General features: G+C 39.4%; 24 protein-coding genes, 4 tRNA genes and 1 riboswitch. Of the genes, 11 read left to right on the top strand and 17 right to left on the bottom strand.

Annotated elements, in window-relative coordinates; all coding sequences use genetic code 11:
* Positions 1-120: 120 nt before the first annotated feature.
* Positions 121-738, bottom strand: coding sequence for an L-threonylcarbamoyladenylate synthase (locus GO593_RS10255; protein WP_000902820.1), 618 nt, complete (start codon positions 736-738; stop codon positions 121-123).
* 89 nt (positions 739-827) lie between these two features.
* Complete coding sequence (locus GO593_RS10260; RefSeq protein ID WP_000550441.1) at positions 828-1,490, bottom strand: elongation factor P hydroxylase; 663 nt, start codon at positions 1,488-1,490, stop codon at positions 828-830.
* 96 nt (positions 1,491-1,586) lie between these two features.
* Between GO593_RS10260 and GO593_RS10265 the strand changes: the two genes are divergently transcribed.
* From GO593_RS10265 to lysM, 6 genes are all read left to right on the top strand, one after another.
* Complete coding sequence (locus tag GO593_RS10265) at positions 1,587-2,147, top strand: YceD family protein (RefSeq protein ID WP_001275712.1); 561 nt, start codon at positions 1,587-1,589, stop codon at positions 2,145-2,147.
* Between the two features lie 74 nt (positions 2,148-2,221).
* Positions 2,222-2,407 (top strand): 50S ribosomal protein L32, encoded by a 186-nt coding sequence (gene rpmF, locus GO593_RS10270; RefSeq protein ID WP_000290730.1) that lies wholly within the window; start codon positions 2,222-2,224, stop codon positions 2,405-2,407.
* 152 nt (positions 2,408-2,559) lie between these two features.
* Positions 2,560-3,546, top strand: coding sequence for an ACP S-malonyltransferase (gene fabD, locus GO593_RS10275; RefSeq protein ID WP_001274814.1), 987 nt, complete (start codon positions 2,560-2,562; stop codon positions 3,544-3,546).
* Positions 3,543-4,277 carry a 3-oxoacyl-ACP reductase FabG gene (gene fabG / locus GO593_RS10280; protein ID WP_000191300.1) on the top strand — a complete coding sequence of 245 codons (735 nt, stop codon included), beginning with the start codon at positions 3,543-3,545 and terminating at the stop codon, positions 4,275-4,277. Before fabD ends, fabG begins: the two co-directional genes overlap by 4 nt.
* Before the next feature lie 84 nt (positions 4,278-4,361).
* A complete protein-coding gene (gene acpP, locus GO593_RS10285) occupies positions 4,362-4,598 on the top strand; it encodes an acyl carrier protein (protein WP_001279871.1) in 237 nt (78 codons plus the stop codon).
* Positions 4,599-4,787: 189 nt separating this feature from the next.
* Positions 4,788-5,261 carry a peptidoglycan-binding protein LysM gene (gene lysM / locus GO593_RS10290; RefSeq protein ID WP_000522216.1) on the top strand — a complete coding sequence of 158 codons (474 nt, stop codon included), beginning with the start codon at positions 4,788-4,790 and terminating at the stop codon, positions 5,259-5,261.
* Positions 5,262-5,307: 46 nt separating this feature from the next.
* Here lysM and GO593_RS10295 read toward each other — a convergent pair whose 3' ends face one another.
* Positions 5,308-6,075 carry a hydroxymethylpyrimidine/phosphomethylpyrimidine kinase gene (locus GO593_RS10295; RefSeq protein WP_001247948.1) on the bottom strand — a complete coding sequence of 256 codons (768 nt, stop codon included), beginning with the start codon at positions 6,073-6,075 and terminating at the stop codon, positions 5,308-5,310.
* 97 nt (positions 6,076-6,172) lie between these two features.
* Here GO593_RS10295 and GO593_RS10300 point away from each other — a divergent pair, with 97 nt between their 5' ends.
* Complete coding sequence (locus GO593_RS10300; RefSeq protein ID WP_000985164.1) at positions 6,173-6,847, top strand: HAD-IA family hydrolase; 675 nt, start codon at positions 6,173-6,175, stop codon at positions 6,845-6,847.
* Positions 6,848-6,912: 65 nt separating this feature from the next.
* Here the strand turns inward: GO593_RS10300 and ribB are convergent, their stop codons facing one another.
* Positions 6,913-7,572, bottom strand: a complete 660-nt coding sequence (ribB, locus tag GO593_RS10305; protein ID WP_000096537.1) for a 3,4-dihydroxy-2-butanone-4-phosphate synthase — start codon at positions 7,570-7,572, stop codon at positions 6,913-6,915.
* A 90-nt stretch (positions 7,573-7,662) separates the two neighbouring features.
* Positions 7,663-7,813, bottom strand: a riboswitch (FMN riboswitch).
* Positions 7,814-7,989: 176 nt separating this feature from the next.
* Here ribB and GO593_RS10310 point away from each other — a divergent pair.
* Both GO593_RS10310 and GO593_RS10315 read left to right on the top strand, forming a co-directional pair.
* A complete protein-coding gene (locus GO593_RS10310) occupies positions 7,990-9,771 on the top strand; it encodes a DUF2157 domain-containing protein (protein ID WP_001984214.1) in 1,782 nt (593 codons plus the stop codon).
* Positions 9,771-10,331 (top strand): GDYXXLXY domain-containing protein, encoded by a 561-nt coding sequence (locus GO593_RS10315; protein WP_000716109.1) that lies wholly within the window; start codon positions 9,771-9,773, stop codon positions 10,329-10,331. Before GO593_RS10310 ends, GO593_RS10315 begins: the two co-directional genes overlap by 1 nt.
* Before the next feature lie 55 nt (positions 10,332-10,386).
* Here GO593_RS10315 and panD read toward each other — a convergent pair whose 3' ends face one another.
* From panD to GO593_RS10370, 11 genes are all read right to left on the bottom strand, one after another.
* Positions 10,387-10,767, bottom strand: coding sequence for an aspartate 1-decarboxylase (gene panD, locus GO593_RS10320; protein WP_000952664.1), 381 nt, complete (start codon positions 10,765-10,767; stop codon positions 10,387-10,389).
* A gap of 131 nt (positions 10,768-10,898) precedes the next feature.
* Positions 10,899-11,480, bottom strand: a complete 582-nt coding sequence (pth, locus tag GO593_RS10325) for an aminoacyl-tRNA hydrolase (RefSeq protein ID WP_000065593.1) — start codon at positions 11,478-11,480, stop codon at positions 10,899-10,901.
* A 20-nt stretch (positions 11,481-11,500) separates the two neighbouring features.
* The gene (gene rplY / locus GO593_RS10330; protein ID WP_001273421.1) at positions 11,501-11,797 is read right to left on the bottom strand and encodes a 50S ribosomal protein L25; all 297 of its coding nucleotides are present in this window, start codon (positions 11,795-11,797) and stop codon (positions 11,501-11,503) included.
* A 99-nt stretch (positions 11,798-11,896) separates the two neighbouring features.
* Positions 11,897-12,847, bottom strand: a complete 951-nt coding sequence (locus GO593_RS10335; RefSeq protein ID WP_001133287.1) for a ribose-phosphate pyrophosphokinase — start codon at positions 12,845-12,847, stop codon at positions 11,897-11,899.
* A 36-nt stretch (positions 12,848-12,883) separates the two neighbouring features.
* Positions 12,884-12,958 (bottom strand) — tRNA-Gln (locus GO593_RS10340).
* A gap of 21 nt (positions 12,959-12,979) precedes the next feature.
* Positions 12,980-13,054, bottom strand: a tRNA-Gln gene (locus GO593_RS10345).
* A gap of 27 nt (positions 13,055-13,081) precedes the next feature.
* Positions 13,082-13,156, bottom strand: a tRNA-Gln gene (locus tag GO593_RS10350).
* A gap of 91 nt (positions 13,157-13,247) precedes the next feature.
* Positions 13,248-13,322 (bottom strand) — tRNA-Gln (locus tag GO593_RS10355).
* Positions 13,321-14,154, bottom strand: coding sequence for a 4-(cytidine 5'-diphospho)-2-C-methyl-D-erythritol kinase (gene ispE / locus GO593_RS10360; protein ID WP_000621866.1), 834 nt, complete (start codon positions 14,152-14,154; stop codon positions 13,321-13,323). Before ispE ends, GO593_RS10355 begins: the two co-directional genes overlap by 2 nt.
* An 18-nt stretch (positions 14,155-14,172) precedes the next feature.
* Positions 14,173-14,751, bottom strand: a complete 579-nt coding sequence (gene lolB / locus GO593_RS10365) for a lipoprotein insertase outer membrane protein LolB (protein WP_000039821.1) — start codon at positions 14,749-14,751, stop codon at positions 14,173-14,175.
* A 4-nt stretch (positions 14,752-14,755) separates the two neighbouring features.
* Positions 14,756-16,465: a tetratricopeptide repeat protein gene (locus tag GO593_RS10370; protein ID WP_001088484.1), complete on the bottom strand. Its 1,710-nt coding sequence runs from the start codon at positions 16,463-16,465 to the stop codon at positions 14,756-14,758.
* A gap of 88 nt (positions 16,466-16,553) precedes the next feature.
* Here GO593_RS10370 and hemA point away from each other — a divergent pair, with 88 nt between their 5' ends.
* Positions 16,554-17,837, top strand: a complete 1,284-nt coding sequence (gene hemA, locus GO593_RS10375) for a glutamyl-tRNA reductase (protein WP_000007422.1) — start codon at positions 16,554-16,556, stop codon at positions 17,835-17,837.
* On the opposite strand, the gene GO593_RS10380 is transcribed toward hemA, so the two are convergent.
* On the bottom strand, positions 17,834-19,699 hold the full coding sequence (locus tag GO593_RS10380; protein ID WP_001007229.1) for a DNA primase: 1,866 nt from the start codon (positions 19,697-19,699) through the stop codon (positions 17,834-17,836). The two genes, hemA and GO593_RS10380, sit on opposite strands and share 4 nt — an antisense overlap.
* Positions 19,700-19,857: 158 nt before the next feature.
* Positions 19,858-21,015, bottom strand: coding sequence for an outer membrane protein assembly factor BamD (locus GO593_RS10385; RefSeq protein WP_000056813.1), 1,158 nt, complete (start codon positions 21,013-21,015; stop codon positions 19,858-19,860).
* 71 nt (positions 21,016-21,086) lie between these two features.
* Between GO593_RS10385 and rluD the strand changes: the two genes are divergently transcribed.
* On the top strand, positions 21,087-22,139 hold the full coding sequence (gene rluD, locus GO593_RS10390) for a 23S rRNA pseudouridine(1911/1915/1917) synthase RluD (RefSeq protein WP_000199621.1): 1,053 nt from the start codon (positions 21,087-21,089) through the stop codon (positions 22,137-22,139).
* Positions 22,140-22,141: the final 2 nt, after the last annotated feature.

The following is a 22,141-nucleotide window of genomic DNA, read 5'->3' on the forward strand; positions in this document are numbered from 1 at the left end:
TGACTTTTAATAAATTGCTTAACGACTAAAGTGTAAAAAAAATCCAAACTAAATAAAGAGTATTTTTTTTCTTGATAATGCTTTTTTTTAAACTATTGGTAAAAAATGAAAAGTAAGTGCTTATTCAAAAGCACTTACATCACCGACACCACGACGAATAATTTCAGGATGCTCACCTGATAAATCAACAATACTCGTGGTTGTTAAAGTACCAAAACCACCATCAATAAAGACATCAATACGCTTAGCTAATTGATTTTCAATATCGTAAGGATCATCTAGTGGATCTTCTTGCCCTGGTAAAATTAATGTACTGGTGAGTAAAGGTTCACCCAGCTCTTTTAATAAAGCCTGACAAATTGGATTGCTTGGAATACGTAGACCAATCGTTTTCTTTTTAGGGTGCATTAACCTACGTGGAACTTCACTGGTTGCCGGTAAAATGAAAGTGGTGATGGCTGGTGTATTTGCCTTTAGTAAACGGTACGTCGCATTATCAACTTTGGCATAAGTCGCGATATCTGATAAATCGCAACACATAATTGCATATTGATGTTTAGGACCTAAACCACGAATCTGGGCAATCCGTTCCATCGCATTTTTATTACCAATCTGGCATCCGATTGCATAGGCAGCATCGGTAGGGTAGACCACAACATCTCCGGCACGAATACGCTCAACCGCTTGTTCAATGAGGCGTTGCTGTGGATTTTCAGGATGTACATGTAAATGCAACATATTTTAGAGACTCCATCACGCCATTATTAAAAATAGTATTAGACCTTTCAAACTTGTGAAGCAAGTAACTTACGTAGTTTTTTTGTCATTTAATCAAGGAGTTCACGTTTAAATTCATTTAATTGTAATGCTGCACCTGCTCGCGTACATTGGCAAATACATTCAATGAATCTTGCTGCATCGGCAGGCAGCTTTGCTTCACCAGAAAAGTAACGTTGAACTTGGGCATAAACATTATCTTTAAACTTTCTGCCATCTCCACCATCGCCCGTAAGGTTATCTAGCGAGACTCTGAATTTTCTGCCAAAAGACTGTGCAAATAACCATTCAATGGCTTGAGGTTTGATTTCTACTTGTTCAAATAAATCTTGCTGTTCTTTAGTTCTGCCATCTGGCGCATACCAATAACCTAAATCGGGTAGTAGGCGACGTTTTGCACCTGCAATTGTCCAATGGCTAATTTCGTGAAGAGCACTATTGAAAAAACCATGAGCAAATTGAATTTTTGCTGGTTCATGCTCATTCGCTGGGAAATATTCTGGTTCAAATTCTCCACGAACTAATGTCACATTATGGTGGGAAAACCAGTGATTAAAGTGTAAAATAAGCCAATCAACTTGCTCAGACTCTAATTTTGAGCTTGGCCATGGTGAGAGTTGCACCACGTCAGGTAAAAGAGGGTTCTGGTGGGTTGAATGGGTGCAAACGAGTAATGAAGTGTTAACTTCAGGTTGCGGCTGCAACAGGTGCATTGCTTAATTTACCCCGAGTTCTGTCTAAAGAAGTACAAAATTGTATCTTAATCTTTGACAGAGTACCGATGAATTTGTAGAATTGCCGCCTTAATTATGTCAGCAAATACCTTTCCGGCACAGATTGAGCCGTTTAAATGGGCTGAACAAGGCTTTACATGGTCAGGTCAACTGCCATTGTCTCGCTTTGCTCGTATTGCTCGTGAAGCTGTTGGGTCAATTGATAACCAATTGATCAACATAGACTGTAAGCTATCAATGGATGCCTATCATCGCATTGTGTGGTTAGATGGTCACATGGAAACAAAAGTTCCAATGGAGTGCCAACGTTGTTTGGAACCTGTTGAAATGCCAATTGTTTCTGACTTTCATATTGCACTTGTAGATGATGAGTCACTGATAGAGCGCTTGGATGAGGATGCTGATTTCATCGTTTTAGGTGAAAGTGAGTCTTCGACAAAAGGTGATTTTGATACACCTGCCTCGATCAACTTACTCGCATTACTAGAAGATGAACTGTTATTGTTGATGCCTTTATCTCCCAAGCATGATGCTTGTGAACATAAACATCAACCTACCATTCAGAACGTTGTCGAAGAGAAACGGGATAATCCGTTTGATGTTTTGGCAGGTTTGAAGGGTAAACTTAACTCATAATTTGTGTTATGATTATGGGATAAGACAACTGAATTTGTTCTGATCCATTTTTTCGATCTTTGTAAGGAGCCATCATGGCCGTTCAGCAAAACCGTAAAAGTCGCTCTCGCCGTGACATGCGCCGTTCACATGACGCTTTAACCGAGAATGCATTAACAGTAGACCAAGCAACTGGTGAAACTCATCGTCGTCACCACGTGACTAAAGACGGTTTCTACCGTGGTCGCCAATTATTCGCTAAAGCAGCTGATGCTGAATAATTGCATGATATGCATTAAGCGTGATGCTTAAGTATAGAAAAAATGGGAGCGAAAGCTCCCTTTTTTTGTTGTTTTTCGCAATTATAAATATACAAATTAAATGTTAAATTTCCGCTCCAGAGAAATGAGTGAAAACCCAAAAAGGATTTCTTATGTCTGCTAAACGTCTTGAACAAGTAGCTTTAGCCACAAAAACTGCATTTGTGTTTCCAGGTCAAGGTTCACAAAAAGTTGGTATGCTCGCTGAACTCGCAGAACAGTTTAGTGGAGTTGGGCAAACTTTTGCCGAAGCTTCAGACGCGCTAGGATTTGATCTTTGGCACATTGCACAAAGTGGTGAAGGTTTAGACCAAACAGAAAATACCCAGCCTGTATTATTAACTGCCAGTATTGCTTTATGGCGTTTATGGTTAGATTTAGGTGGTTTAGCCCCTAAATACCTTGCAGGTCACTCTTTAGGTGAATACAGCGCTTTAGTTGCAGCAGGTTCAATGAGTTTGGCGGATGCAGTTAAGTTAGTTAATTTGCGTGGAAAACTCATGCAAAATGCTGTTCCTCAAGGGGAAGGCGCTATGGCTGCTATTCTTGGTTTAGCTGATGATAAAGTAGTTGAATTGTGCCAGAGCGTATCTGCATTAGGCCAAGGTTCAGTTGAAGCAGCAAACTATAATTCACAAGGTCAAGTTGTGATTGCTGGTAGTACTGCATCTGTACAGCAAGTTATGGCATTGGCAAAAGAACAATCTGCTAAAGCAATTGCTTTACCGGTTTCTGTTCCATCACATTGTTCATTGATGAAGCCGGCAGCAGAAAAATTTGCAGAAGCTTTGGAACAAACTGCCATTGAGCTACCTACCATTCCTGTAATACAAAATGTCAACGCGGGAATTGCTACCGATGTTGCTCAATTACGTCAGGCTTTAACAGCACAATTGTACCAGTCTGTACAATGGACACGTACCATGCAGTCTCTACAAGACCAAGGTATTCAGTATATTGTTGAGTGTGGCCCAGGTACAGTATTGAGTAATCTCGCAAAGCGTTTACCAAATATTGAAAAAGCTTTTTCTATTGATAGTAAGAGCAAAATGGAAGATGCCCTAAATGCTGTTTTAGTGGCAGAAGGAAAAATTGCATGACACAAGAACGCAAAGTTGCATTAGTAACGGGCGCGAGTCGGGGCATTGGCGCTGCAATTGCCCAGCAACTTATTCAAGACGGTTATTTTGTCGTAGGTACTGCGACTTCTGAATCTGGTGCACAAAAGCTAACTGATAGCTTTGGTGAACAAGGTGCAGGTTTGGCTCTCGATGTGCGTAATCTCGATGAGATTGAAGCAGTCGTGTCTCATATTGAACAGAACTATGGTCCTGTACTTGTTCTCGTTAACAATGCAGGTATTACGAAAGACAATTTGTTGCTTCGTATGTCGGAAGATGATTGGGATGACATCCTCAATATCCACCTTAAAGCCGTTTATCGTTTATCTAAACGTGTGCTTAAGGGTATGACGAAAGCACGTTTTGGTCGCATTATTAATATCAGTTCTGTTGTAGCTCACTTTGCAAACCCAGGTCAAGCAAACTATTCTGCTGCTAAAGCAGGTATTGAAGCATTTAGCCGTAGTCTTGCAAAAGAAATGGGTAGTCGCCAAATCACTGTAAACAGTGTGGCGCCAGGTTTTATTGCGACAGAAATGACAGATGCACTTAGTGAAGACATTCGCAAAAAAATGAGTGATCAAGTGGCTTTAAATCGCTTAGGCGAGCCACAAGATATCGCAAATGCGGTGAGTTTCCTTGCAAGTGATAAAGCAGGTTACATTACCGGTACGGTATTACATGTAAATGGTGGTTTATACATGGCCTAACGCCGATGTATAAACTTTTAAAAATTTTTATATTCAATTAAACTAGTGGCAAATCAAACGCCACAAGCAATGAGGAGAATTCCTGTGAGCGATATCGAACAACGCGTTAAACAAGCGGTTGCAGAACAACTTGGTCTTAAAGCTGAAGAGATTAAAAACGAAGCATCTTTCATGGATGACTTGGGTGCTGACTCTTTAGATTTAGTTGAACTTGTTATGTCTTTCGAAAATGACTTCGACATCACTATCCCTGATGAAGATTCAAACGAAATCACTACAGTTCAATCTGCAATTGACTATGTAACTAAAAAACTTGGTTAATTCGCATATTGCTGATTAAAAAAGAAGGCCACCGTAAGGTGGCTTTTTTTATACGAGTAAGATAATTGATGAGATACATATTTTTACAAGATCAACCTCAATTGATAGCAGAGGTGTCTCTTTTTTCAAGTATAACAATAAGGGTCAGTTTAATGACTTTACTATAAACAATAATATGAGGACTAAATAATGGGTCTTTTTGATTTTGTAAAAGGTATTGGTAAGAAAAATACCGCACCAGCAGAACCACAAGCAGCTCCAGCAACACCAGCAGAACCTTCTGCACAAGAAATTGCGAATAAATTATTGGGATTGATTAAAAGCTTAGGCCTTGGGGTGGAAGGCTTATCTGTAACATATAATGGCTCAACTGACACTGCTATTATTAAAGGGCAAGTCCAAAGCCAAGCAGATAAAGAAAAAATCATTCTTATTGTGGGTAATGTAGATCATGTGGCACAAGTAGATGACCAGATGACTGTTGCAACTCCTGAGCCAGAAAGCAAATTTTATACAGTGAAATCTGGCGATAATCTTTCAAAAATTGCCAAAGAGTTTTATGGTGATGCCAATCAATATCAAAAAATCTTTGAAGCGAATAAACCAATGCTGAAAGATCCAGATGAGATTTTTCCAGGACAAGTTTTACGTATTCCTCAGTAATAGGAATATAAAAAAAGGCGCTTAAAGCGCCTTTTTTATTTATTGGTTAAAACCGTTTTGGAATCTTTTGTCCATTGGGTACAGGTGTTTCAGCATTTTTTAACACACCAAATAACCATGTTTCTGCATGTTGAACTGCAATTTTTAAAGAGTCACCTAGAGCTAAACGACCTGCAATAAAACTCGCTAATGAACAACCTGAGCCATGATATTCACCTTCAAGGCGCGGACATGTACTACTTGCTGCAAGCTCGCCATCAATATATAAACTATTTTTAATAAAGTTAGGTGTATCTTCGTGTCCACCTTTCACCAATACGGCCTTGGCACCCATTTCAAATAACTTTTGGGTTGCTTGATCTAAATCGGTAACGCCTGTTAAAGCGCGCAATTCAACTGTATTTGGAGTAATGAGTGTCGCTAGAGGAATAAGCTCCACAAATGCTTTAACTAAAGTTGCTTGGTCTCCTAACGAACCGCCACTGTTTGCAACTAAAACAGGATCAAGTACATATTGATAGTCAGGATGAGCACGTAAAAATTCGGCTAGAGCCGCAATATTATCAGTAGTGCCTAGCATGCCAGACTTAACACATTTAATGGGTAAATCGCCTACAACAGCATTTGCTTGGGCTAATAATAGTTCTTTTGTGGTTGCTTCAAAGCCAAATACTTGTTGAGAATTCTGAATGGTGAGGGCTGTACATGCAATTGCTGCATGTGCACCACTTTGTCCAATCGCTTCAATATCGGCTTGTAAACCTGCACCACCTGAAGGGTCTAAACCCGAGAAACAAAGTACGGTTGGACGCACGGTTATTTCCTTTTCAATTTAAATTTACGTTAGTATAAGAGAGTTTAATTAAACTCTCGACCAATTGAATTAAATACTTTACTGGGTTAGTGATTGAATGGCTATAAAACATATTTTGATTGATTTAGATGGAACCTTAACAGACCCTAAAGTTGGTATCCATGCATCAATTCGTTATGCAATGGATAAGTTAGGTTATCCATTAGCTGCCGATTTAAATATTGATTGGACGATTGGCCCACCTTTAAAAGCGTCATTAGCAAAATTATTAGCTACTCAAGATGATGCACTAGCTGAGCAAGCTTTACTTGCTTACCGTGAGCGTTTCTCGGTGATTGGTTTATTTGAAAATGAAGTATATCCATCTGTTGCGGAAACACTTAAGGCCTTAAAAGCAGAAGGGTATCGTTTGTTCGTTGCTACTGCTAAACCAACGATTTATGCAAAACGAATTTTAGATCATTTTGATTTAAGCCAATATTTTGTACAAATTTACGGTAGTGAATTAACGGGTGAGCGGACCAATAAAGCTGAGCTTATCCATTATATTCTTGATCGTGAGCAATTAAACCCAGAAGAATGCTTGATGGTGGGTGATCGTCAATATGATGTTTTAGGCGCCCGTCATAATGGTATTGAAGCGGTAGCGGTGACTTATGGTTATGGGACACCAGAAGAACTTACTCAAGCACAACCTAAAGCAAAGATTACAAAATTTTCTGAACTTTTAGATTATGTTGAAGAACAGGCCGCACAAAAGAAAGTTTCTTAAATTTCAAGAATTATAATTTAGAGGTTTGACCTGCAAGTGAACAAGTCAAACCTTTTTATTTATTTTTAAATACCGTGTTGTTGACGATATTGTACAAGCTCTTCAATTGTAATCACGGTTAAATGATGAGTTTGAGCATATGCTAAAACTTGAATTCCTGATGCCATTGTCCCATCCGGATTGGTTAATTCACATAATACTCCAGCAGGTTTTAAACCAGCTAATCTTGCTAGATCAATAGTCCCCTCCGTATGACCTCGACGGGTAAGCACGCCACCATTACGTGCGCGTAATGGGAAAACATGGCCTGGGCGGTTAAGATCACTTGCAACAGCACCATCTTTAATAGCAGTTTTAATCGTTGTTACACGGTCTTTAGCAGAAACGCCAGTGGTAACGCCTTGAGCAGCTTCAATAGTCACTGTAAATGCAGTATGAAACTGACTTGAGTTTTGAGAAACCATTGGTGGAAGTTCAAGATGATCAGCTAACTCTTCAGTAAGGCATAAACATACGATACCTGAGCCATCACGAATCATACGTGCCATGGTCTCAACAGTTAGGGTTTCTGCTGCAACAATTAAATCTGCTTCATTTTCACGATCGAAGTCATCCATCACCAAGACAGGTTTGCCTTGACGGATATCTTCTAATGCTTGTTGAATGCGTTGCTCAGCAGGAGAGAGGGCTGAGAAAAAAAGTTCTGGTTGAATTAAACTAGACATAATGAAACGCTCTCGTAAGAATACGGTTGAACATTTCAGGACTGATGCAAAAACAGGCTGGCACTGAAATAAAATGGATTTATTCCAGTTCGTCGTCTTCTTTCATCCGGACTATACCGTCGGCTTTGGAGTTTCACCAAATCTGCTCAAATTACATAATTTAAGCTCGTGGGCTTGTTAATTTAACAATAAAAATTAACTTTACCACCGGTGGGGAATTACACCCCGCCCTGAAGCGATGGGTTTTATTATAGCGCGCTTGGCAAAATTGGCTAGATGCTTTTGTAGAATGCTAAGTCTCTTTATGAATAAGTATTTTCATAAATTGAAATAGGCTTTTTAACAAGAGCTTACTTGTTGAGCTTAAAAGTGAATGTTATGTTTTTTCTAGAAAATTATAAATAAAACAGGTGTTTCATGCAGATAAGAGATTATTATCCTTTTAGGAATACTTTATTTATTCAGCATCTCCATATTTTCAGTTATGTATTTATGGCGCTCAGTATTCTGTACTTAATTGCTGCTAATTGGTTGATGCTTCCAGATAGCATTCAACTCATTATTCCACCTGTTATATTACTTATGACAGCTTGGGTGAGTATCAAAAAGACTTTAAGTGAGGAAGTAAGGCAAACTTTACATGGCATCTGCGGCTTAATGGTCGGTTTGAGTTTGGCTGTAATTGGGCAAGTTTATCAAACTGGTGCAGACAGTTATTTACTTTTCTTGATTTGGACTTTGCTTTTATTGCCGTGGCTATATCGACCAAATATTGGAATCTTTGCTTTAATTTGTATTACAAGCCAACTCACCCTATTTTTATTTTTTAAACAGACTTTCTGGGCAGAAAAATTTTCCTATCTTTATCTTTTTGCTCTAAATCTATTAAGTCTTGTGCAGTTTTGGATCTGTCAAAAGAAATATACGGCTTTACGTTTTATTTTTATTGCTTGGTTTGCTGTTATTTCAATAACAGGAATGATTCAATTCCTATCAAGTGAAAATTTACCTTATCTGATCTCGGCTTTTTTTCTAGGAATCATCGCTTTTTATTATTTTTTTAATAAAGATGATCAGTTGTGTGCCAGTTTAATGGCTGCTGTTCTTGGTGTGACGGCTACCATATGGCTTGTGGATGGTATTAATCAACTATTTAAAGATTCTAATGAGTTCATCTTTTTATTGATCGCGGGGATTATTTTTACTTGGTTTGCACTCATTAGTTATTTCTTAATCAAGATTTTCCGTCAAAGCCGTTTTTATATCATTCCTTTGGCAATTGGTGCTTGGCTTGCTGGTCTAGCGCTTGCAGCATTTACTTTGGTGTTTTGGGAGACTATTTCCTTAATTATTGGAATCATCTTTGTTGCTGTAGCTATAACTTTACTAACAAAATCGCAAAGTTATTTCATCCGGCAGTTTGCATATTGTTTATTTGTGAGTGGACAGACTGCTTTTTTATTCCATCTTGGTTCTGAAACAGATCAAATTTTATGGGTATTGATTGCCCAGATCTTTATTTTATGTATTAGTTATTTTCTTAAGCCTCACTGGTTCTTTATTTTAATTCAAATGCTTGCAACTTATGGTATAGCAGTAATCTATCTACTACAAATGGATCATTCATTATGGTCCTTAAACTCTACTCAGACTTATTTAAATTTAGTCTTACTTAACTATTTGGTTTTTAGCTCGGTACTACTGATAGGAAGTAAAGCGGTCGTATCGTATAAGCGGAGTATCTTCTTATGTACGCTCGTTGTAATTTGGGTGAGTTCATTCTTTGATACCTTTATAGGATTAGCATTTGTTGATTCGGCTGATCAGTCACTATGGTTGCTTTATGCATTGCCGTGCGTATGGTTATTATGCTTTAGTTTTTTCTATCTCTATCGGCAACTTCACGGTATAACTTTTTTTGCCTTTTTAGTTTTTGGTATATTACTTATTGCACTCGGCTATTTTGAAGTATTCATTTTATTTGTTATTTTGACATGGGCTTTAAAAAATAAAGATCGCATTGTTTACGGTGTTGCACTCATAGTATTTGCCTTTGTGCTTTGGCAACTTTATTACAGTTTACAATTAAGTTTTTTAGCTAAAAGTGCCTCAATCTTGGTGTCAGGCATTATATTGCTGGCTCTATATGGGCTACTTATGAAAGAAGCTAAAATTAATTGTATTGAGGGAGAAAAGTAATGAAAAAGCATTTCTCTCTTATGCTTGCAGTAGTCACTGTATTATTTTTTGCAGGTTTAGTGATGAAAAATGAATGGCACCTGCATCAGAGTAAAAGTATTTTTATTAAGCTAAAACCAGTTGATCCTCGTTCTATTTTACAAGGGGACTACATGGCGCTGGCTTATGAATTAAATTTACAATCTCTCAAAGCTTTGACAGGAAGTGAAAGTGAAGCTTTAGATCAGGTGATTTTTAATCATGCTTCTGTTCCAGCAAAAGTTATTTTAGATTCACGAAATCGAGTGATCCGTACGGTTTTAGACCCTAAATCTTTATCTAATGAGCAGAATTTAATTTTAAAAAATCCAGACAATCACTATCAATCTTTGTACCCAGCTTCTCGAAGTTTCTTATTTGCCGAAGGCTTAGCTCATTGCTATGAGAAAGCGAAATATGCTGAATTTAAGGTAAATACAAAAGGAGAGGCGATTTTATTTGATTTACGTGGAGAGGAGCTACAGCTTCTAAATTGTAAGCAGCAACAGAGCTGGTGGAAGGGAACTGCCAGAAGTTTATAAAGTCTTATAAAAAAAGCCCGTATTTACGGGCTTTTTATTATTTTTAAATCTTTAATTAGGCAACTTGCACAGGAATACAGTTCGCTGTGTGATTGACTGTGTTATCTGGGTTTGCATATACCAAGCGTGGTTTATGAGCATTTGCTTCAGCTTCTGTGAAATCACCAAAAGTAGCAATAATAACTAAATCGCCCACATCTGCTTGGTGAGCAGCACCGCCATTTACTGAAATAATGCCAGAGTTATCTTCACCACGAATTGCGTAAGTTGTGAAGCGCTTGCCATTAGTTACGTTCCAAACATGGATTTCTTCGTATTCACGAATACCAGCTAAGTCCATCAATACGCCATCAATTGCACAAGAACCTTCATAGTGAAGTTCAGCATGGGTTACAACTGCACGGTGAATTTTGCATTTTAATAAACGAGATAGCATGGCTAGCGTCTCCTGAGTAGATCTAAGATGAAGATCTTATGGTGAAATCTTTCGCCTTTGCCGCCGGCTAGGTGGCTGATGCGCATTTTGCTCCTAAAAAAGCAAGATAGCAAGCTTGATTGTTCAACAATTTAAGCTGGTTTATACGCATTAATTTGATTCATGGCCTGTGGTACTTGCCCTTGAACAAGTAATTTTACTTTAGAGAGAGCATGATCAATTGCTCCATCCATCAGGCTTTGTTCATTACTTGGTGCTTTCCCGAGCACATGTCCAGAAACTCTTTCTTTTGAGCCGGGATGTCCAATACCAATACGTAAACGATGAAAATTTGGGCCAATATGAGGGACAATATCACGTAAACCGTTATGACCGCCGTGTCCACCGCCTGTTTTGAGGCGAATTACACCAGGGTTCATATCAAGTTCATCATGAGCAATCAGAATTGCTTCAGGAGCAATTTGATAGAATTTTGAGAAAGGAACAACACTTTGTCCGGAACGATTCATATAAGTCATAGGTAGAAGTAAGCGAACATCGTGCCCTTCTATATTACCACGACCACTGATTCCGTGAAATTTTGGATCATTTTTTAATGTAATGCCATATTTATCTGCAAGCTGTTCGACGAACCAGAAACCTGCATTATGGCGGGTTTGGGCATATTCTGAACCAGGATTGCCCAAACCGACAATTAGCGAAATATTTGACACTAATCTACGCCTTTAAACACTTATGCGCGTTTGAAGTCAGCGTGCATAGGAGTGTTTTTAGCTGGGTGACGTTGTAACGCTTGGATTTTAACGTTTTCAACTTTGTCACCTACTTTGATTTCAACAACTTCTTCAAAGAAAGCGTTGCTTTCTAAAGCTTTTACAAGCTCACGAAGTTCTAAAGTAACTGCTACAGGCTCAGCGTTACCACCGTAGATGATAGCTGGAACTAAAGATTCGCGACGAAGGCGGCGGCTCGCACCTTTCCCTTGTTTGTCTTCAGCACGCGCTTGAGCGTTTAATACGAAGTTTGCCATGAGATAAATCCTCATTAAAGATTAAATAAACTAAACTTGCGACCAGTTTAGTGATAGAAAACCCCAGCCAAAGCTAGGGTTAAGAAAAAAGCTGCAATATTATAAACTATCGAACATCGCGCTGATAGACTCTTCGTTATTAATACGACGAATCGTTTCAGCAACCATGCTAGCAACAGAAACTTGGCGAATTTTACCTAAGTTTAATGCTTCTTCAGAAAGAGGAATTGTGTCAGTTACAACTAACTCATCAATAACAGAGTTACGTAAGTTCTCAATTGCTTTACCTGAAAGTACAGGGTGAGTTGCGTAAGCAACAACACGACGTGCACCGAATTGTTTAAGCGCATCAGCTGCTTTACACAATGTACCAGCTGTATCAACCATGTCGTCTACGATAACGCAATCACGATCTTTTACGTCACCAATCAAGTGCATAACTTGCGACTCATTGGCTTTTTGACGACGTTTGTCGATGATTGCTAAATCGATATCACCCATCTGTTTAGCAACGGCACGAGCACGTACAACACCGCCAACGTCAGGAGAAACCACCATAAGGTTGTCATGTTGTTGTTGACGTAAGTCAGCAAGCAAAGCAGGAGTACCGTAGATGTTGTCGACTGGAATATCGAAGAAGCCCTGGATTTGGTCAGCATGTAAGTCAATCATTACGACACGGTCAATACCAACAGTGGTAAGCATGTCTGCAACAACTTTCGCTGTGATCGGCACACGTGCAGAACGTGGACGACGGTCTTGGCGAGCATAACCAAAATAAGGGATAACAGCAGTAATACGACCAGCACTTGCACGACGCAAAGCATCTGCCATAACCAAGATTTCCATAAGGTTGTCATTGGTTGGAGCACAAGTAGGCTGAACGATAAATACGTCTTTACCACGAACATTTTCAGTAATTTCTACTGAAATTTCACCATCAGAGAACTGACCGACTGATGCAGCACCTAGAGGGATATGTAAGTGACTTACGACTTTTTGAGCGAACTGTGGATGAGCATTTCCACTAAAAACGACAAGATTGGGCATGAAGCACCCTTGGCGGTTGGTATGTAATGAAGTAGATGGCAGGGGCGGCTGGATTCGAACCAACGGATGGCGGGATCAAAACCCGCTGCCTTACCACTTGGCGACGCCCCTAAATTCGATGCTGTATTAAGATGGCAGGGGCGGCTGGATTCGAACCAACGGATGGCGGGATCAAAACCCGCTGCCTTACCACTTGGCGACGCCCCTAATACAATCATCATTACAGGTGGAAAATGGCAGGGGCGGCTGGATTCGAACCAACGGATGGCGGGATCAAAACCCGCTGCCTTACCACTTGGCGACGCCCCTAATGCGGCAGAACTTTAATATTTTTGCAATGCAATGTCAAGGTTAATCAACAAAAAGCAAGGCAATTAAGTCTGTCTTTTAAATAAGAGAATGGCAGGGGCGGCTGGATTCGAACCAACGGATGGCGGGATCAAAACCCGCTGCCTTACCACTTGGCGACGCCCCTAACTTGCAACTTTAAAATGACGTAAAGGAGATTCTTTTAAACTATGTACCAAGTAAGCTTTACATGGTGCATGTTTAAGAATGTCATCAACATTCATTTCATCGGTTACCTCAGCAAAAACACAAGCACCTGTACCTGTAAGCTTTGCATGACCAAACTGGTCGAGATATTGCATTGCTTCTTCAACTTCAGGGTATAACTCTCTAGCCAAAGGCTCAAAGTTATTTCCGAAATTAGAAGGTTCTAACTGATAGGCGCAAAATGTAGTGGGCTTAGAATCTCTTGTCAATGTTTTTTGTGAAAAAAGCAGTTGAGTGCTGATAAAACAATCAGGTTTTAAAACAATGAATTGTTTTTGATCTAAGTCTATGAATGATAAATGTTCACCAATCCCTTCAGCCCATGCATTTAACCCATAAATAAAAATTGGAACATCGGCACCAAGCTTGACACCGAACTGAGCTAATTGTTCTTCAGTTAGACCACATTGCCATAATTGATTTAAGACAATAAGCGTCGTTGCTGCATTGGAAGAACCGCCACCTAAACCAGCACCCATCGGAATATTTTTTTCAATTTTTATATGGAGTCCGCAAGGATTTTGAGCGTGAGGGCGTAATATCTGTGCCGCCCGATAAATCAGATTTTGCTCAAGTTGAACCTCACCTAAACCTTCAATCTGAATCTCATCTTCAGATATAGGCGTAAATGTCATCCAGTCATATAAATCAATAAGTTGGAAAATGGTTTGTAGTTCATGGTAACCATTTTCACGACGTCCTGTGATATGCAAAAACAGGTTGAGCTTAGCTGGAGAAGGTACTCGAATCATAGATTTATATAATAAGGATTAGCGGTTTTGGATCACCATTGTAATACGGTTTTCTTTATCTTCAGCAAGAGCCTGCTTTAAAACCAGTTTATTTGGTAGAGTTTGTTCACCATCATAACTAAAATTAACTGTCCAGCCATCTTCGATGAGTTGGCTCACACGATTTGCATTATCTTTACTAATTTGAGCATTTAAAGTTGCAGGTTTCGCTAAAATCCAACTGGTTAAATGAGTAATTGGTGCTTGCCAGCCAGTTGCACGCTCTAAAAGTTCTTCAGGAGATGCAGCTGTAATCAGTCCAGTTTTAGCACTGTTTAGAGTAACTTCACCAGGTTTACCCTGAATTTGTGTTTTTCCAACACCTAAAATACCGCTTAATTCGATATCGAAATTGTCTTGCTGTTGAATCCATGTAAAGAATGCACTACCCGTTTGTTGGGGGGTGCGTACTCCAATTTTACCTTGTAAATTGAAGTGTTTTTCGTCTTGTACTTGGTGGGTAACTGCAGCTTTAGGTTGAGTAAAATGCTGACAACCGGTTAAAAATAAAACACTTGATCCACAGATCGCTGTGCACAGTTGGGCAAGTTTGCTCATAAATTTAACTCTTTTTTGCAGATGTAGGTAAAATTAACGCATCAAGTTGTTGTAATTGTGGATCATTTGCGTGCTTTTGTTTCAGTTGTTGTAACACGGCACTGAACTGAGTTAATGATCCTTGCATATAAAGTGCCTTAGCGTAACGAATGCCAATATTTATGTTATGACTTAGTTCATATGCTTTGCCTAAAGCTTCCGCAGCCGCTTCATAATCATTTTGTAAAAATGCGATATAGCCTAGCGTATCCAGAATAGAAGCTTGTTCAGGGGCATATTCTAAAGCCTGTTCAGCATATTGACGTGCTTCCTTAAGCCTACGATTTTGCAAAGCTAATGTATAAGCATAGGCGTTTAGATACGTTGGGCTATTGGGTTCTAACTGTAATAATTGTTTGAGTGTTTTATCGAGTTTATCGCGGTCAGTATAAGGGTCTAATAATAAAACTTCTGCATAGATGAGCTCCGGATCATCTGGTAAGTTTTTGATCGCTTCATCTAATAAGTTTAATGCAGCTTTTTTATTGCCCATCTTCTTTAAAATTTCAGCTTGAGCTTGGTAAAGAAAACTTGCATGCTGAGGATAATTGACTCGCTCTTGGGTTAAAAAGCGTAAAGCATCGTGTAGGTTTTCTTGTTTATCATAGATTGCAATGAGATTGCGTCTTGAAACAATATACAAACTACCATCGACTAAACGGTAGTAAGCTTTAGCAGTTTCATAATGTTGTTTTCTTTCAGCATTAATCGCTAAGTAGTAATACGCCTCATTTTGATATTTTGCAGAGTTGCGTAAATCAACCAGATATTGTTCTGCTTTGTCATATTGCTTAAGGTCAATACTGGTTAAACCAGCAATAAACAAAGCCTCTTCAGCATGAGGATTGCTTTCAATAATTTTCTCTAATTTTTCAAGAGCAAGCTGGGGTTGATTAATCTGGATGAGGTAACGTACTTCGGCTAGGCGAATGTCTAGGTTTTTCTTATATTTACGGCTTGATTTTGCATACCATTTTAAAGCGCCTTCCTGATCACTGAGTGCGATTAGTAAATTGGCTTTCATTAAGATAAAGCTGGTCACTTTAGGGCGACGGCGTAGTGCGCGATTAATGGTACTTAAGGCTGGTTCTAACTGACCATTTTGTGCTTCTAGGTTGGCAATAAGCGCTAAGATGGATGGGTTGTCTTTCTCTGCACTAGAACGTAAAGCGGTTAATAAAACTTCTCGATCCTGTGCATTTTCAGGTGCAATGCTTGCCAAAATTTGTTCAAGATCGGCAGTGGGATCTATTTTTAAAATTTTATCTAAAGTCTCGGCAGCAAGCTGATATTCATGTGTTTTTAGCGCAATATGCGATAAATAAAATAAAGCAGGGACATCTTTAGGCTCTTGAACAACCCAATGTGTTGCAATATTTAATGCAGCTTGTAAGTCGTTATATTCAAGTGCAACGTCTAATGCACGCTGTTTAATTGTTGTTGAGTTGCTTTTTATCGCAAGCACTGTGTAATTGTGCAGTGCTGTGGGAATATCGTCATAAGCTAAGGCAAATTCAGCAACCATACTCTGCTGTAAAGCCTGATCAAATGAATGCACGGCATAGGTCTCTTGCACTGGACGTGCATAGACATATGAGGACATGCTACCTAACAATAAGAATGTGGTAGAATACTGTCTTATCGAAGCACCGTTAAAATTAATACGGCTATTCATTTGACGCAATTTTTATTGATCCAAAGTAATGCTTTTTATGACACCGATGTTGCACAATAGCATAAATTTAGCGAAATGATGATCTGATATGTCTTTCTTTGCATTGGGTGTCAACCATCAAACAGCTTCTGTAGAACTCCGCGAGCAAATTGCTTTCAATGCAGAGCGATTAAGTAATTTGCTTGCCGAACAACGTCATCACGAGTCTTTAAAAGACTTAGTGGTTGTCTCAACGTGTAACCGTACAGAAGTCTACGCCATGGCGGAAGATGCCGAAAGCCTTCTGAAATGGTTAGCCGATGCCAATAATATTGATGTAAAGCAGTTAATTCATCATGTTTATCGTTACGAAAATGCTCAAGCCATCACACATTTAATGCGTGTAGCAAGTGGTTTGGACTCACTCATGTTGGGCGAACCGCAAATTTTAGGGCAGGTGAAAAGTGCTCTAGCATTGTCTAAAGAAGCGCAAACAGTTTCTCCAGAATTAAATAGTGTATTTGAGTACGCTTTTTACGCCGCTAAACGTGTGCGCTCTGAAACAGCTGTAGGTAGTCATGCCGTTTCAATGGGTTATGCAGTTGCCCAGCTCGCTTTACAGGTTTTTAGTAAACCTGAAAAACTAACGGTTATGGTGGTTGCTGCAGGCGAAATGAACAGCCTTGTTGCCAAGCATTTAGCTGAAATGGGCGTCGCCAAGATGATTATTTGTAATCGTAGCCGTGAACGTGCCGATCAATTGGCCCAAGAAATTGCACATCAAGTTGAAGTTGAGATTATTGATTTTTCAGATTTGGCTGAGAATCTATATCGTGCCGATGTTGTTTCAAGTTGTACGGGTAGTTTGCATCAGGTTATTGCTTATGCAGATGTCAAAACTGCATTAAAAAAACGCCGTTATCAGCAAATGTTAATGGTCGATTTAGCTGTACCGCGTGATATTGACCCTAAAGTAGAGTCGCTTGATGGAGTGTATTTATACGGTGTAGATGATCTACAAAGTGTGATTGATGAAAACTTGGCTCAACGTCGTCAAGCGGCTGTTGAAGCTGAGGTGATGGTTAATCAGTTAGCCACCCAGCTAATTACGCATCAAAAAGTCAAAGAGGCGGGCAGTAAAATTCATGCTTATCGCCAACATAGTGAAGAAATTAGCCAGCGAGAGCTTACCCATGCATTAGAGGCTCTGCATCATGGTGGAAATCCTGAGCAAGTGTTGCAGCAATTTGCCCATCGTTTGACGCAAAAACTAATACATCCGACCTCTATGTTGTTGCGTGAAGCTGCAAAAGCAGAGAGCCCAGACTATTTTGAATGGTTACAGCAGCATTTACAGGATGTATTTGATCATGAGCGAAAACCCAAACGTTAAGAAAGAAGCCTTAAGCTAATCTGTTTGGTAAGTTCATTGAGTTGTTGTCTTAAGTTTCTTGACTCAACTAATGAGATTTTAGATTTTAGTTTTTGACGTAAATATCTTTCTTGTAAGCCTAAAGCATATTCTTTTGCGAGTTTATCTGCTACTTCCGGTGCTTGAGTTAAGGCTTGAATATTGGTCCTTTGCATAATATCTGCAATTTCATGGCAATAACTGCTACAAGCACCTAAAACATAGTAGGTAGCTAGTTCTTGGTCATCAGGCAATTCGTCAAATATACGGTTTAAAATTGCTAATATTTTAGCCAACAGCTCATCTTGCGGAATATAAGCCCTTAATCCTTCAAAATGAATATAAAGAAACGGATGGTGCATCAAAATTGCAATTGCAAAGTCTTCATCTTTCGTTTGAATATTAAAAGATAGTGATGCATCGTGGCTAATTTGTGGAGTGAAGCGCTTACCTAAGCCTAATTTTTCACGGAAAGATTGGGTTAGTAGATAGCGAAAAGACCCTTGTTTTGGCAATAACTCGGTCAATTCTCTTAATTCGCCCATAACAAGACTTTTACCTTCGGGCGTACTAATGTCATGTTGCCCAGTAAGATGAGCAAAAACAAAGTCAGAAAGTAAAGGAGCTTGCTGTAGAAGCTTCTGGAAATTTTCCACCCCTTCACGGCGGATTAAAGAGTCAGGGTCATGGTCATTTGGCAATACAAAGAATTTGAGCTCACGACCATCATTGAGTAAGGGTAATGCAATTTCTAAAGTTCGGCGTGCGGCCTTTTGACCTGCAGCATCCCCGTCAAAAGCAATCGTAATCCGGTTATTTTGTTTAAATAAGATATTAAGGTGTTCGGTATTACTTGCTGTTCCTAAAGTCGCAACTGCACCAGTAATGCCATATTGCTGTAAAGCAATGACATCCATATATCCTTCGACCATTAACCAGTCATTTGCTTTTAATTTTCGGCCTTCATATAGCCCATATAGTAATTGATTTTTGTGGAATACTTCCGAATCGGGCGAGTTGATGTATTTAGGTTTAATTTCATCATTGAGCGCACGACCACCAAAGCCAACTACACGGCCTTTAGGGTCCCGAATTGGAAAAATAACACGATCACGTAAAAGGTCGAAGTCACGACCACTATCGCTTGAACGGATGAGGCCAAGCTGCTTTAAGCCCTCAATATCATAAGGGAAAGCTTTTTCCAGATGCTGCCAGTCTTCAGGAGCATAACCTAAACGCCAGAACTGAATAGTCTGGTCACTTAAACCGCGTTGCTTAAAGTAATTTTTAGCTTTTTGACTAGTCGGTAATTGATGTTCATAAAACTGGGCAACATTTTCTAGAAGGTCATATAAATTACCTTCTTGTACTGGCTCATCAAAGCTAAATGGCTGTTCAAACTGGGCAAAGGGATCATCAAAATATACGGGTTCAAACGTATTGTACTGATCTTCTATAGGTGCTTGAGTAGTCGGTTCAGCAACCGTTTTGGGCGGTGTTGATGGTTTTGTAACTTGGCGTGTATAAGACAGTTTTTTATTATCAGTATTATCTTTTGGTAATTCGACTCCCGTATTACTCGATAATTCCTTCATCACATCAATAAAGTTCCGGTTATCAATGTCCATTAGGAAGCGAATAGCATTTCCGTTCGCCTGACAGCCAAAGCAGTGATAATACTGTTTATCGCGGTAAACATGGAAAGAAGGCGTTTTCTCTTGATGAAAAGGGCAACAACCAGAATAAGTTCGTCCGGTTTTTTTCAGTTTCACACGTTGACCAATTAGATCGACAATATCTGTGCGATCTAAGATCTGATCAATCGTATGCTGTGGAATTGCCATAATTCAGATAACCGTGTTTAAACTAATGATGCGATAGGTCAGATTATTCTGACATGATGAATCGAGATATGCCCGATAAATATTTTACTATTTTATAAAAACAAACAGGCAAGTGATATTACTTGCCTGTTTGTTGGTTATTTTTAAGCTTTTATTGCTTATTGAGCAGCGTCATCTGCTTCGTTATCTGCTGGTGAGGCACTCGGTGCTTCACTCGAAGACGTTGCTGGTGCAATTGTTGCGCCTTCTGCTGCTTTTGGCTCAGGTTTATCTAGTAAACCGAAGCTTAAGCGATTAGTCCAACTACGTTCACTTTTTGGTGCTTCAACAGGTGTGTTAGTTGTTTCTTCAGTTTCTTCTTTACCCGAGTTACCAATTAAACCAAAGCTTACGCGGTTTAGTAGACTACGTTTTGGTTCAGCTTCAGAAGAAGTAGTCGTATCTGGTGTTACAGACTTAGATTCACGACCAAGAATACCTAAGGTTGCACGGTTGATCCAGTTACCTTCTTTACGTGCAGCACGCATGTTGACAGTGCCGTTTTTATTGACAAGGCTCGGATAATTAAGTTTTAAAACTTCGATGTATTGTTGCGAAGTTGCCTTATCACCTAATTGGTCATAGCTATATGCCAAAGTTGCTAAAGCTTCTGGTACTTGAGGTGTTTGCGGGTAGTGTTCAATCACCCATTGTGAACGTTCAGCCGCGGCAATCCACGCTTTACGTTTAACGTTAAAACGCGCTGCATTCATTTCACTTTCAGCAAGCTCTTGTCCAATAAACTTCATACGCTGTGCTGCATCGACAGAATACTGGCTACTTGGGAAGCGACGGATAAGATCAACAAAGTTTTGATATGCAACTTTTAAATAACTCACATCACGGTGAGATTGTTGCAAAGAGGTGTAACGCAACAAGCTATCGTAGTTCATCTCCATATTAGATACGCCACGTACGTAGTAAGCATAATCTACATTTGGATGCTGAGGATTTAAACGAATAAAACGTTCTGCGAGTGCAATCGCACCTTCATAATCTTTTTGCTTAAATTTTGAATAGAGAAGTTCAAGTTGTGCTTGTTGTGCGTATTGTCCAGTTGGATAATAAGTATCAATCGCTTCTAAAGATTTGGTAGCGTCAAGATATTGACCACGATCAAGAGCTTTTTGAGCCTTGTCAAAATATGCTTGTTCACTAGATTGAGGGCCAGTATCGACCACTTCTTTTTTACTTGGATTGCTGCTACAGCCCACAAATGCAGACGCTACACCTAAAGATAAGGCAAGCATCGTAATTTTATAACGTGGTAGCGACATAAAAACTCCTCTGTTATGTTGGGCAATGAGCTACAATTGCGCTATTAAACCACTTTTATCTAAATGATCAAATGACTTCAGCACAATCTTCAAACACAAACTTCTCTGAAACAGACTTCAATTTACTAGAAGATTCTGAGGATGCAGATAACCATACTTCTGATACAACTGCAACACGTTTATCGTTGCAAGTTCAGTTAGATGAAAGCTACTTAGGGCAACGTATCGACCAAGTGGCAGCCATGGTGTGGAGTGAGTTTTCACGTGAAAAACTTAAACAATGGATGAAAGAAGGTCATCTGTTGGTAAATGGTAACATTGTCAAACCTAAATATCGTTGCGAAGGCAATGAAACGCTAACTTTAAATGTTGAGCTTGAAGCACAGACCAACAGTCAACCAGAAAATATTCCACTCGATATTGTTTACGAAGATGAAGATATTTTAGTCATTAATAAACCGGTAGGTATGGTGGTTCATCCGGGCGCAGGTAATACCTCGGGTACTTTGGTCAATGCTTTGCTTTACCATTCACCTAAGTCAGCCGAGCTTTCACGTGCTGGTCTAGTACATCGTATTGATAAAGATACCAGTGGTTTACTAGTTGTTGCTAAAAATCTCGAAGCACAATTTTCTTTGAGTAAACAATTGGGAGATAAATCTGTTTATCGTATTTATGACTTAGTCACTTATGGCAATATTATTGCAGGTGGCACAATCGATGAGCCGATTAAAAGACATCCGGTTGACCGTGTAAAAATGGCAATTTTGCCGGGTGGGCGTGATGCTGTAACGCACTATAACGTGAAAGAGCGTTTTAGAGACTTTACCCGTGTACAAGCGCAACTTGAGACTGGCCGTACCCACCAGATTCGCGTTCACTTTAGTTATATTGGACATGGTTTGGTCGGTGATCAAGTTTATATGAACCGTGTACGTATTCCGGCAGGGGCATCTGAGTTACTCATCGAAACTTTACGCGGTTTTAAACGCCAAGCACTTCATGCTGCTAAATTGGGATTAAAACACCCTCGTACTGGTGAAGAAATGTTATTCGAAGCACCATGGCCTGAAGATTTTACGCAGTTGGTTAATGTTTTACGTACAGAAAACGCTGCATATTAAGG

It is taken from the genome of Acinetobacter baumannii, assembly GCF_009759685.1.
Lineage (GTDB): Bacteria > Pseudomonadota > Gammaproteobacteria > Pseudomonadales > Moraxellaceae > Acinetobacter > Acinetobacter baumannii.